The 12,382-nt window shown below is 61.7% G+C and carries 10 protein-coding genes and 1 tRNA gene; 5 read left to right on the top strand and 6 right to left on the bottom strand.

Annotated features, from left to right (window positions below):
- Nucleotides 1-3: 3 nt before the first annotated feature.
- Entirely contained in the window at nt 4-696 is a 693-nt protein-coding gene (locus tag WH87_RS14665; RefSeq protein WP_281175295.1) for a DNA-3-methyladenine glycosylase family protein, read from the bottom strand.
- Between WH87_RS14665 and gluQRS the strand changes: the two genes are divergently transcribed.
- Nucleotides 677-1,534, top strand: coding sequence for a tRNA glutamyl-Q(34) synthetase GluQRS (gluQRS, locus tag WH87_RS14660; protein WP_046140825.1), 858 nt, complete (start codon nt 677-679; stop codon nt 1,532-1,534). The two genes, WH87_RS14665 and gluQRS, sit on opposite strands and share 20 nt — an antisense overlap.
- Nucleotides 1,535-1,543: 9 nt before the next feature.
- Here gluQRS and WH87_RS14655 read toward each other — a convergent pair whose 3' ends face one another.
- Entirely contained in the window at nt 1,544-1,960 is a 417-nt protein-coding gene (locus tag WH87_RS14655) for a winged helix-turn-helix transcriptional regulator (RefSeq protein ID WP_046140826.1), read from the bottom strand.
- A gap of 191 nt (nt 1,961-2,151) precedes the next feature.
- Here WH87_RS14655 and WH87_RS14650 point away from each other — a divergent pair, with 191 nt between their 5' ends.
- Nucleotides 2,152-4,608: a beta-glucosidase gene (locus tag WH87_RS14650; RefSeq protein ID WP_046140827.1), complete on the top strand. Its 2,457-nt coding sequence runs from the start codon at nt 2,152-2,154 to the stop codon at nt 4,606-4,608.
- Between the two features lie 88 nt (nt 4,609-4,696).
- Here the strand turns inward: WH87_RS14650 and WH87_RS14645 are convergent, their stop codons facing one another.
- The gene (locus WH87_RS14645) at nt 4,697-5,269 is read right to left on the bottom strand and encodes a DJ-1/PfpI family protein (RefSeq protein WP_046140828.1); all 573 of its coding nucleotides are present in this window, start codon (nt 5,267-5,269) and stop codon (nt 4,697-4,699) included.
- Nucleotides 5,270-5,455: 186 nt separating this feature from the next.
- Here WH87_RS14645 and WH87_RS14640 point away from each other — a divergent pair, with 186 nt between their 5' ends.
- Nucleotides 5,456-6,604 carry a D-alanyl-D-alanine carboxypeptidase family protein gene (locus WH87_RS14640; RefSeq protein ID WP_052726670.1) on the top strand — a complete coding sequence of 383 codons (1,149 nt, stop codon included), beginning with the start codon at nt 5,456-5,458 and terminating at the stop codon, nt 6,602-6,604.
- On the opposite strand, the gene WH87_RS14635 is transcribed toward WH87_RS14640, so the two are convergent.
- The gene (locus tag WH87_RS14635; protein WP_245622430.1) at nt 6,601-6,846 is read right to left on the bottom strand and encodes a sulfurtransferase TusA family protein; all 246 of its coding nucleotides are present in this window, start codon (nt 6,844-6,846) and stop codon (nt 6,601-6,603) included. The genes WH87_RS14640 and WH87_RS14635 overlap by 4 nt on opposite strands.
- Entirely contained in the window at nt 6,839-7,327 is a 489-nt protein-coding gene (locus WH87_RS14630; RefSeq protein ID WP_052726671.1) for a CAP domain-containing protein, read from the bottom strand. The genes WH87_RS14635 and WH87_RS14630 overlap by 8 nt, the downstream gene beginning before the upstream one ends.
- Before the next feature lie 316 nt (nt 7,328-7,643).
- Between WH87_RS14630 and WH87_RS14625 the strand changes: the two genes are divergently transcribed.
- Both WH87_RS14625 and WH87_RS14620 read left to right on the top strand, forming a co-directional pair.
- Nucleotides 7,644-8,957, top strand: a complete 1,314-nt coding sequence (locus WH87_RS14625; protein ID WP_197410822.1) for an efflux RND transporter periplasmic adaptor subunit — start codon at nt 7,644-7,646, stop codon at nt 8,955-8,957.
- A 35-nt stretch (nt 8,958-8,992) separates the two neighbouring features.
- Complete coding sequence (locus WH87_RS14620; protein ID WP_046140887.1) at nt 8,993-12,091, top strand: efflux RND transporter permease subunit; 3,099 nt, start codon at nt 8,993-8,995, stop codon at nt 12,089-12,091.
- A gap of 66 nt (nt 12,092-12,157) precedes the next feature.
- Here WH87_RS14620 and WH87_RS14615 read toward each other — a convergent pair.
- Nucleotides 12,158-12,234: transfer RNA gene (locus WH87_RS14615), tRNA-Arg, on the bottom strand.
- Between the last annotated feature and the right edge of the window lie 148 nt (nt 12,235-12,382).

The raw sequence follows: 12,382 nt of genomic DNA, 5'->3' as shown, positions 1-12,382 counted from the left end.
CCTTCAAAGCAATATCCCATCGCGGTCGCGCGAAACGGCAAAATAACGCCAGAAGAGAAGTGCCGCCGCCGATCGATGTGGTGACCAGATTTGAGCTATTTCGTACATTTCACGAATAGTGGGCCGCGCGTCAAGATTGAGCCCGTGATGCACGGCTTTGAGGATGGCCAGGTCGCCTGCGGGGAATACATCAGGGTGCCCGGCGCAGAACATCAAATAGACCTCCGCCGTCCAGGGACCGATGCCTTTATGGGCGATGAGGTATTGTACGGCCTCTAGGGCGGGCAGGGTTTCGAGGTGCTCGAAATTCAGTGTCCCGGCGACCATGGCTTCAGCGATGACGCGCACGGTGCGGAATTTGCCAAGGGAAAACCCGCAGCCTCTGACAGTGGCTTCGTCGAGCGAAAGATATTGCACGGGATCGAGCGCGCCAGGGATTTGCTCATAGCGCCCCCAGATGGCGCGGGCGCTGGCAACGGAAAGCTGTTGGCCACAGATGACTTTGGCGATGCCGGGAAAGCCGGGTTCGCTGATGCGGGGCGACACCTCCCCGGCAAAGTCCCACACCGACGCCAGTCGTGGATCAATGCCGACCAGCACTTCAAGGTGACTGGCGACGGCGGCCACGCTATCAAGGCGCGGTGAGGGCGCAACAAGGCTCATCTGGAAACACACATTGCCAAAGACTTCATCCACACCGCTCCTGCGTTTTGCCCCCAGCCCCAATGGGCCGCTGCATATCGGGCACGCCTATTCGGCGCTTTACACCTGGCAGGCCGCGTCGCTTCTTGGCGGCACGGCGTTGCTGCGCATGGAAGACACTGACCCCGAACGCTGTAAACCCGAATTTGCCGCTGCGATCATCGATGATCTGCATTGGCTCGGTCTGGATTGGCCGGAGCCGGTCCTTGTGCAGTCCGAGCGGTTCGACATCTATGCCGATGCAGCTAATCAACTGCGCAACGCCGGGCTGTTGTACCCGTGCTTTTGTTCGCGCGCCGAGATTGCCGCGGCAGCGACCGAGAGTGACCCCGATGGCGCGCCGTTTTATCCCGGCACCTGCAAGCATCTTGATCGCGGCATCCAGATTGAGCGACTGGAGCGCGGTGATCCCGTGCAGTTCCGGCTCGATACCGAGCGGGCCATGGCATTGGCAGGCATGCTCAGTTTTTCGGTTGCCGGACCGCTGGTGACCGACCGCCCGCAAATCCGCTTCGCCAGGCCCGAAAAATGGGGCGATGTGGTGCTGCAGCGAAAGGGTACGCCCACCAGCTATCATCTCAGTGTCGTGGTCGATGATGCCGAGCAGGGCATGACCCACGTGACGCGCGGGCGGGACATGGAGGCGGCGACCGATTTCCACGTGTTGCTGCAAATGCTGCTCGGCCTGCCTACGCCGATCTACACCTTCCACAAGCTCATCCTCGACGATACCGGCAAGAAGCTCAGCAAGTCCAAAGGCTCGCAGAGCCTTGTCGATCTCAGGGCTTTGGGGTGGACGCCACAGGATGTGCGCCAGCATCTGGGGTTCTAGTCGGAGATATCAGTCCCCGGCATAGGCAACCTTACGCGGTTCGGCGGCGGCGACGGTGCTTTCGCGGGCATCGTAAATGGCGCGGGCATCAATGATCGAGCCATGGTGTTCAGCCGACCAGTCCCAGAGGCCCGAAATCGGCACCTGCAGGGTCTTGCCCAGTTCGGTCAGGCCATATTCCACGCGGGGCGGCACTTCGGGATAGATGGTGCGGGTGACCAGGCCGTCGCGCTCGAGATTGCGCAGCGTCAGCGTCAGCATGCGCTGGGACACGCCGTTGATCAGGCGCTTGAGCTCGTTGAAGCGCAATGTGCCATTGCGACCCAGCATGCCCACAACCATGACGCTCCACTTATCGCCAATGCGATTGAGGACATCGGACATGGCATTGCAATTGGACGATTTCGAGGTGTCATGCAGGGACATGGATGTGCTGCCTTCAAGAAGAACTGAGGCACTAATATAGACGTGGTTCTCTTATGTGCCTAGGGCGCAGATGTCATATCGGGTCTGCGCCATCGCATGGGTTCGCTGCATCGCCCTTCGGAGCCAGTTGACAGTGTGGGGTGCGCGACGCCTCATTGGGATGCAATGCGCCGCAAACAAGGACGGGCCCCATGAGCGATCGGATCGAACAGCTTGCCGACCAGATGACACTGGAAGAACAGGTCTCAATCCTGTCGGGTGAAGACTTCTGGTCGCTGCCCGCCATTGCACGGTTGGGTATAGGCAAGCTGCGGGTCAGCGATGGTCCCAACGGGGCGCGTGGCGGTGGGTCGTTGATCGGTGGCGTTAGATCGGCGTGCTTTCCGGCTGGTATTGCGCTGGGCGCCACCTGGAATGTTGATCTCCTGCAGGACATCGGCGTGGCGCTGGCCGAGGAGGTCAAGTCCAAGAGCGCGCATATGCTGCTGGCGCCCACCGTCAACATTCATCGCTCGGTCACCAATGGGCGCAATTTCGAGTGCTATTCGGAAGACCCGATCCTGTCGGCCGATCTGGCGGTAGCCTATATTTCCGGCCTTCAAAGCCAGGGTGTTGGCGCCACGATCAAGCATTTCGTCGGCAATGAATCCGAGATCGAGCGCACCACAATGTCGAGCCAGATCGACGAACGCGCGCTCCGCGAAATCTATCTCATCCCCTTCGAATGGGCCGTCAAGAAAGCCCAGACCTGGGGCGTGATGAGCTCCTATAATCGCCTCAACGGCACCTTTACCTCTGAGCACAACTGGCTGCTCACCACCGTGCTCCGCGATGAGTGGGGCTATGACGGTATCGTCATGTCCGACTGGTTTGGCTCGCACTCGACGGTGGAAACGGTCAATGCGGGCCTCGACCTCGAAATGCCCGGTCCGCCGCGTGATCGTGGCCAGAAGCTGGTCGATGCGGTTCGCTCTGGCGCCGTCACCCAAGCCACCCTGCGCAAGCGCGTCATCGCCATGCTGCGGCTGATGGAGCGTGCGGGCTCGCTCGACGATCACCGACCCTTCGAGGAGCATGCCAATGATCGCCCCGAACACCGGGCATTGATCCGCCGGGCCGGCGCGGAAGCGGCGGTGTTGCTCAAGAACAAGGGCGTGCTGCCGCTCAAGGGGGATGGGTCCATCGCGGTCATCGGGCCCAATGCCAAGATCGCGCAGATTATGGGTGGTGGCAGCGCCCAGCTCAACGCGCATTATCGCGTCTCGCCCTGGGAAGGGCTGCTCAAGGCGGTGGGTGAAGATCGCCTGCGCTACGCACCCGGTTGTACCAACCATCGCTTCGAGCCAGTGCTGCGTGGGCCGTTCACTGCCGAGTATTTCGCCAATGAGACCCTTTCGGGCGCGCCGGTGCACACCGAAATTCAGGATGACGCGCAAGCCTTCTGGATCGGGCATGTCGGTGGCGGCAAAGTCGACCCCTTGCATTTTTCCGCCCGTATCAGCGGCACGTTTACGCCTGAACACAGCGGTGCGCATCGCGTCGGCATTTACGCGGCGGGCTTTGCCAAGGTGTTCGTCGATGGCAAGCTGATCGCCGACGCGGCAACCAATTGGACCAAGGGGCATACTTTTTTTGAGGAAGGGTGCGATGAAGTCGTGGGTGTCGCACAGCTGGAGGCGGGGCGTGCCCATCAGGTGGTGATCGAGTTCGTCACCAAGGATTTTGGCTCCCTGGGCCTTGCCGCCTTTGCCGCTGGCATCGGTTTGCCACTGGGCGACAAGGATATTACAGAGGCCGTTCGCGCCGCGCGCGATGCCGATACGGCAATCGTTTTTGTGGGGCGCAACGGCGAGTGGGACACTGAGGGCAGCGATCTCCCTTCGATCGAATTGCCCGGGCGACAGAACGAGCTGGTCGCCGCTATTGCCAACGCCAATCCGAACACCATCGTCGTGCTGCAAACCGGTGGTCCGGTGGAAATGCCATGGATCGGCTCGGTCGCAGCGTTGATCCAGGCTTGGTACCCGGGACAGGAGGCGGGCAATGCCATCGCCGATGTGCTGAGCGGCGTACAGGAACCATCGGGTCGCCTGCCACAGACCTTTCCGGTGCGCTGGGCCGACAATCCCGCCCATAGTCAGGACCACGAGGTCTATCCCGGCTTTGAGGGCAAGGTGCGCTACGAGGAGAGCATTTTCGTCGGCTATCGGCACTATGACCGGCTGGGTCTCACCCCGTTGTTCCCGTTCGGGTTCGGGCTTGGTTATACCAGCTTTGCCCTGTCCGACATGGTGGTGCATGACGCGGGTTTTGAGGCTGATGGCGATGTGGCGGTGGGTGTCACTGTCACCAATACCGGCCAGCGTGCGGGCTCGACAGTGGTGCAGTTCTATGTGTCCGACGACGCGTCGTCCGATCCGCGCCCGGCCAAGGAACTCAAGGCCTTCGCGAAAGTTTCGCTGGACGCAGGCGAGACCGCTGATGTGACCGTCAAACTCGACGCCCGCGCCTTTGCTTTCTATCGCGAAAGGGCTCGGCATTGGCTGGTGGAAGACGGCAGCTTTACCCTGCGTGCCGGGCTTTCGTCCGCCGATCTGCCGTTGAGCGCGCAGCTGACGCGCAAGACCACGCTGATGCTGCCGGTCTAGTGGCGATTGGGGTGCATTGCACCCCAATCGTCACCCTCGGGTCAGGCCCGAGGGTGACGCTCACAGTAAATCCGAGCGCAGCCGTCGATCAGGCCGACGTCTTATGCTCGGCGCCGTAGAGGCCGATATAGTGCGCCACATCGGGCGTGCGCAGGCCCAGCGTTTCGAGAACGCCGCCCATAAAGGTCGCGGGCGCCGATCCTGGTGCGGTGACGATTTTGCCATCAACCACGGCCTGCGGCTGATCCTGATAGAGCGCCTCACCCTTGTAACCGGTGGGTGGCAGATTGCCGGGGTGGTTTGAGGTGTGCTTGACCGTGTCGAGCAGGCCAGCCCGCGCCAGCGTCAGCGTGCCATCGCAGATGCCCGCGACAACTTTGCCCGCCTCGCTCACCGCACGCAGTGTGCTGGTGATATCGGGGGCATCGGGCGTGCTCCAGATGGTGCCTCCATTGACCACGATGGCGTCGATTGCTGCGGGGTCGATGTCTTCCACGGCCATATCGGGCGTCACGCGCAGGCCACCAGATGAAATTACCTGGGTGCCCCCCGGCGTCGCAAACAGGGTTTCTACCTTGAGATATTGGCGCGCTGCGGCGTTGAGCAGCGCGGTTTCCCAGTCTGCATAGCCGTCGGTGAGGATGGTGACGATAGTGGTCATGATCGAAGTCTCTAATGGGCAGATGGGTTTAGCTTGCGCCTCATCCTTGCCATAAGGTGTCAGTAGCGAAACGGCCACACGCTTCAAAACCCCGTCACCGCGGCCGCCGTTTCCTTGAGATAAGGGGAGGGGGCTGGTAAGAGGGGCCCGCTTTCAGACGTTTTCTCGCAATGGAGCATTCTCCCCTTGCAGCTCGCTCGCCGCCTCGCTCTCCTTGTTCTGTTCGCCGCCATTTCGCTCGCGCCGGCGCGCGCCACGCCGATGCTGCTGGTGGATATGGACACGTTCGACGTGCTCTATGCGCAGGATGCGGGCCAGCCTTGGCACCCGGCGTCGTTGACCAAGCTGATGACGGCCTATGTGACATTTGAGGAGATCGCCAAGGGGACGGTGACGCTCGATACGCCGGTGATCCATTCCAAGAAGGCCGTTTCGCAGGCACCGTCCAATTCGGGCCTCAAGGTCGGCGGGGCTTTGAGCCTTAAGGATGCGCTCTATGTCATGCTGGTTAAATCGGCCAATGACACCTCGATGGCGATCGCCGAAACGGTGGGTGGCAGTGAAGCGGGATTTGTTGCCAAGATGAACGATGTGGCCGCCCGCATGGGGCTGACCGCAACGCATTTCACCAATCCAAACGGCCTGCACGATCCGGGGCAGTATGCCTCGGCGCGCGATCTGGCCGTACTCTCGCTCTATATCCGGCAGAATTTCCCGCAATACATGCCGATCTTTGGCACGGAAGTGGTGCAGCTGGGCAAGGCATCGCTGGAATCCCAGAATGCGTTGCTGACTTCATTTGCCGGCACCACCGGCATGAAGACCGGCTTCGTCTGCGCATCGGGCCTCAATGTCGTCACCACCGTCGAGCGCAATGGCCGCAAGCTGCTGGCGGTAGTGCTGGGCGGTTCCTCTGCCCGCGAGCGCAATGAGCGTTCGGCCGAGCTGGTGCTGAAGGGCCTGGCGGGTTCGGCCAAGCCAACCGGCCAGACCATTCTGACGCTGGCCAACAACCCTGGCTCTCCTCCTGTCGACATGCGCGCGCAGATCTGCGGCAAGGACGCCAAGGCTTATGTTGCCGCGCAGGAAGCTGCCTTCCCAATGGGTATGAAGGGTCAGGCCAGCTATCTCAATGATACGATTCCGCCGACCCGTTATGTCGCGACCGATCTTGGTCGGATTGCTGCCGGCGTCACCCTGCCGCGCCCACGTCCGCTGCACAATCCGGTGTTCCCGGTCGCCGTGAGCGATGTCAGCGTCGGTGGTGATCTCAGGGGTGCTGTTCAGGCAGCCAGCAGCGCTGCGCCGTTTCCCCGTCCGCGTCCCGCCTTTTAGGCTGGAGCCGAACCGCTCGCAGCTTTGGTAATGGCAAAGCTCAGTACGTCGCCTTCGCTGTTGACGATGCACTCATGCCCGTTCTGCCTGCAGTAGAGCGGGATATCGATCTTCGCCATCGGGTCGGTCGCCAAGACGCAGAGTTTTGCGCTGGCGGGCAGGGCCGCCAGGCGCTTTTCCATTTTCAGCACCGGCAGCGGGCATTTCAGCCCGCGTGCGTCGATGGTTTCGAAATCAGCCAAGTACCAGCACCCAGTGGATGCCATAGCTCGACGCGCCGTTAAACGACACGGCGACACCCGCACGGGTGGCGTTGGCGCGCAGGCCCGCAGCGTCGGCCGGATTGTTGCGCCAGCCCGAGAACGTCTCGGCGAAGGTGGCGTAGCCAGCGCTCAGCTTCATCGCCGTCAGACCCTGCGGCGTCTTTGGTGGCGTGCCGGTCTGGGCGTACTGGTTGGCCAGCACCTGCGCGGTGCCGCTCAGTGATGCATCAAGGCTCAGCGCTGGCAGGCCATTGGTGGCGCGATAGGCGTTGATGATGTCGATGGCCTGTGCCTGATCGAGCTGTGCGCCCGGCTGGTCCATGCGCGCGGAGAGGCCCGGTGCCAGCGCGAGCCCGCCAGCAGAGCCGCCTCCGCCCATCGAGCAGGCTGAAATGGCAAGGCCCGCCAAAACGGCGGCGAGCGGCAGAATGGCCAGCTTGGTGTGGCGCAAAGCGGTCATAGGACGATCCTGAGCTAAAAATTAGTTCAAATGCGGTTAGGAGGGCAGCAAGGCCAAATCATGGTCTTGCCCTCCATACGCCCGCAGGACCTGCAATAGCCTTAACGAAACGTGTCGAGGCCGCAAATGTGTGTGCGACCTGTGCGCACCCGATGGGCCGTTGATCGCGAGCCCTATAGCTGTCGGCATGTTCGATCGGGCTTAAGTCCCTATCGCCATGCGTGTGCGCAACCTTACCAAATGGAAACTTGTGCCTCTGGCTGAGTGTAGGCATCTGTTCGGCTTATATTTTTGGAAGCCTGCACGGAGGGACTGCATGTCGGCACGGTCTCGTTACACTCTCGCGGCAATTGCGCTGCTCTCCCTTACTACGTTGGCTCAGGCCCAAATGGGTCGCGGCGGCGCGCCGACCGGCCCCACCGCCGTTGGCTATATTGAGCCGACGCCCGAGAATATTCCGCTGGTGCAGCATCTGTCGGGGCGCATTTCGGCTTCCTCGACGGCCAATGTCAGTTCCCAGTTGAGCGGCACCGTCGCCAGCATCGAGTTTGAGGAAGGGGCGCTGATCGAGCCGGGCGCCGTCCTGCTGACTTTGGTGGACGGTACGCAACAGGCAGCGGTCGCCATTGCCCGGGCCAATTTGAGCAAGGCCGAGGCGAGCCTGGTGACTGCCCAGCAGGCTGTGACCCGCAATGATGCGCTTGCCGGCAGCATCACCCAGGTGGCACGCGACACGGCGCGCACGGCCTTGTTGCTGGCACAGGCGGATATGGAGGTGCAGCAGGCCAACCTGCGTTCGGCCGAAATTGCCCTCAACCAAACCCGAATTCTGGCCCCGGTCGGTGGCGTTATTGGCACCACCAGCGTCAACGTGGGCGACGTAATCTCCCCGCAAACAGCCATCGCCACCATCCGCCAGCTCGATCCGGTCTATGTGACCCTGGTCGATACCAGTCGCAACCTGCTGTCGCTGCGCCGCGCCAATGCACTGGAGAACGGCAGTAATGGGGGCGCCAGCCAGCGCCCAGAAGTGACCGTGCTGCTCGAAGATGGTTCGACCTATGAGCGGACGGGTTATGTCGATCTGGCCGATGTGGTGGTGAGCGAGAGCACCGGCACGTTCAACCTGCGGGCTGTGATCCCCAATCCTGATCGCTTGCTGATGCCGGGCATGTTTGTGCGAGCCGACGTTAAGCTGGCGGGTGAACAGAGCGTTTATCTGGTGCCGCAACGGGCGGTGATGCGCGATTCCCGCGGCCTGGCGACGGCGTTTTTTGTGACCGACGACGACAAGGCCGATTTGCGCGTCATCGAAACCAATCGCAGCCTCGACCACAACTGGGTCGTCACCGCGGGCATCAATCCCGGTGATCGGCTGATCGTTGATGGCATCCAGAAAATTTCCGACAACTCACCCATCGCGCCGGTTCCGGTTGAAATTGGTCCCAATGGCGTAATTGCCCAGACGTTGCTTCCACCAGGGTCCACCCCCGAGCGGGTAGGCCGACCCGGAGGCGCTGGAGGCGGTGACCGAGGCGCAGGCGCAGGTCGCGAGGGCGCAGGCCCTGCTGCTGGCACTGAGGGCGGCGCGGCTGCTGCCCGTCCGGCCGCAGGGGGAAATCGCCCGTGAGCTTGACCGATCATCTGCCGCCGGTTCGCCGCTCGCTGGCCAGCTTCTTTATTGCTCGTCCGGTCTTTGCCATCGTGCTGGCTATTGTAACGATGTTGGGTGGCGTGGTGGGGATTTCGACCCTGCCGGTTTCCCAATATCCTGAGATCGCTCCGACCACGGTGCGCATCAGCGCCACCTATGCCGGCGCCAGCGCCGATGCCGTCGAAAACTCGGTGACCACGGTTATCGAGTCCGCCATGACGGGGCTGGATGGGCTCACCTATATGAGCGCCAATTCCTCGACCGGTTCGGGCAGCGTCACGCTGACCTTTGACAATAGCGTCAATCCCGACACCGCCCAGGTCCAGGTGCAGAACAACCTTGCCCAGGTGGAAAGCCGCCTGCCCGAGTCCGTGCGTTCGGCCGGCCTGCGGGTTTTCCGTTCGGGCGACAGCATTCTGATGATCGGTGCCATTGTCTCTAAGGATGGCAAGTATTCCACCAATGAGCTGGCCGACATCATGTCCAGCGTGGTGGAGCCCCGTATCGAGCGAGCCCAAGGTGTGGGGTCGTTGCAATCCTTCGGTTCGGGCTATGCCATGCGTATCTGGCTCGATCCGGTGAGCCTGGCTGCCTATGGGCTGACCCCGGCCGACGTGCGCGCGGCCGTGCAATCACAAAACGTGCAGGTTTCCATTGGCTCGATCGGCTCAACGCCGGTGGTCGAAGGCCAGCAATTGCGCGCCACCATCACCGCACAATCGCGGCTGCAAAGCGTCGAGGAATTCCAGGCGATCATTCTCAAATCGGGCGATGACGGCTCTCTGGTGCGGCTGGGCGAAGTGGCGCGGGTGGAAATCGGGCTGCAATCTTATGGCGTGAATTCGCGCTACAACAGCTATCCCGCTGCCGGTTTCGGGGTGCAGCTGGCCAGTGGCGCCAATGCCATCAATACCGCCAATGCGGTGCATGCCGCGCTCGACGGCATCGGCCCTGCGCTGCCCGATGGGGTGGAAATTGAATACGCCTACGAGACGACGCCCTTCGTCGAACTGTCGATCGAAAAGGTGATCGAAACACTGATCGAAGCCATCATCCTGGTGTTTGTGGTGCTGCTGATCTTTCTGCAGAACTGGCGCGCCACGCTGATCCCGATGATCGCCGTCCCAGTGGTGTTGGCGGGCACTTTCGGTGTGCTGGCGATATTGGGGTACTCGATCAACACGCTGACTATGTTCGCCGTGGTGCTGGCCATCGGTTTGCTCGTCGACGACGCCATCGTCGTCGTTGAAAACGTCGAGCGCATTATGGAGGAAGAGGGGCTTTCCGCCCGCGAAGCCACCGAAAAATCCATGGGCGAGATCACCGGTGCGCTGATCGGCATCGCGCTCGTGCTGTCGGCGGTGTTCGTGCCCATGGCATTCTTTGCAGGCGCGACGGGCGTTATCTATCGCCAGTTCTCGGTCACGATCGTCTCGGCGATGGCGCTGTCAGCGGCGGTCGCCATCATCCTGACACCGGCGCTCTGCGCGATCATGCTCAAGCCCCACACCAAGAAATCTCGGCTTTTTGGCTGGTTTAACTGGGGCTTTGGCGGCTTTACGCGCGGCTATGTCAAAACCGTGGGCCTGTTGATCCGGGTGCCGCTGCTGGTGTTGGCGCTGTTTGCCGCACTGTGCGGTGGCGCCTGGTGGACCTTCAACCAGTTGCCCTCGTCCTTCCTGCCCGAGGAAGATCAGGGCGTGCTGATGACCATGATTAGCCTGCCCAATGGCGCCAATTCGGCGCGCACTCAGGCGGTGATCGAAATGGTCGAGCACTATTACATGACCTATGAGACCGAGAGCGTGGAAAGCGTCTTTACCACGCTGGGCTTTGGCTTTGGTGGTGGCGGGGAAAACTCGGCCATGGCCTATGTGCGCCTCAAGGATTTCCACGACCGCACGCATCCGGATCAAAAGTCGCAAGCCGTGGCCAACCGCGCGCGTCTCTATTTCCAGCAGATCCGCGATGCGCAGGTGTTTGCTGTGGCGCCGCCTGCCATTCAGGGTCTGGGCAATTCGAGCGGGTTCTCACTGCAATTGATGGATACCGCCAATGCAGGGCGAGATGCTTTGAGCGAGGCCAGCAACCAATTGGCCGAGTTGGCGACCGGCAATGCCTATGTCACCAATGTGAGCGGCAATGCGGGACGCAAGGAAAGCCAGCTCAAGGTCGAGATCGATCAGGAAAAGGCTCGCGCGCTTGGGGTGGATGTCACCGCAGCCAACGCCATCCTGCAGATTGCTTTCGCAGGGTCCTATGTGAACGATTTCGTCATGGGCAATGAGATCAAGCCGGTCTATGTGCAGGGTGATGCGCCCTATCGCATGCAGCCTGAAGATATCGGCAAATGGTATGCCCGCAATGCCAAGGGCGAAATGGTGCCGTTCAGCGCTTTTTCGGACACGGTATGGACCGAAGGGGCCCGCGGCTTGTCGCGCTTTAACGGCACCGGGTCGATTTCGATCTCGGGCTCCCCGGTTGAAGGCGTGAGTTCGGGTGAGGCGATGGACGAAATGGAGCGGCTGGTCGCCCAGCTCGATGGCGGTTTCACTGCCGCCTGGTCCGGCCAGTCCTATCAGGAGCGTCTCTCTGGCTCACAGGCATTCATCCTCTATGCGGTGTCGCTGCTCGTGGTGTTCCTGTGTCTGGCGGCGCTCTACGAAAGCTGGACCATCCCGTTCTCGGTGATGCTGGCCGTTCCAGTGGGCATTCTTGGCGCGCTGCTGGCGGCCTATCTGTTCGGTCAGACCAATGACGTCTACTTCAAGGTGGGCCTGCTCGCTACAATGGGGCTGGCGGCCAAAAACGCCATCCTCATCGTCGAGTTTGCCAAGGACCTGCGCGATCAGGGCAGAACGCTGCGCGATGCAGTCATGGAAGCGGCGCGCCTGCGCTTGCGGCCGATCATCATGACATCGCTGGCGTTCATTCTTGGCGTTACGCCGCTCGCCACAGCCACCGGCGCCGGCTCGGGCGCGCAGAACGCCATCGGTATCGCCGTGCTGGGCGGCATGATCGCTGCGACAGCCCTGGGGATTTTCTTCGTCCCCAGTTTCTTCATGCTGGTCGTCGGTCTTGTCGACCGCATCAGAGGCCGCTCCGCGTGAGCGGCCTTCACTCACGGGTGGAGGGTTCCCGGCAGTTCGGGGCAGGTCTGGCGCGCTAAAATGATGTGGTGACCCCGGCGGGATTCGAACCCACGACCCCCGGATTAGGAATCCGGTGCTCTATCCAGCTGAGCTACGGGACCACGGCACTTCGATAGCAAAAGCCATCCTCTGGGGGAACCCCACTTGCGGGCCTGTGTGCTCGGGGCGCGGAATATCTCTCCAGTCTATTCGTCGTAGAGGCAGAGAGGCGCACTCCGCCCTTTGGAGCAGAGCGGCGCGATGAGGGGG

The sequence above is a fragment of the Devosia epidermidihirudinis genome (assembly GCF_000971295.1).
In the GTDB taxonomy this organism is placed as follows: Bacteria; Pseudomonadota; Alphaproteobacteria; order Rhizobiales; family Devosiaceae; genus Devosia; species Devosia epidermidihirudinis.
The sequence above is the reverse complement of the archived record's forward strand: the minus strand, read 5'-3'. Positions and strand labels throughout refer to the sequence as shown.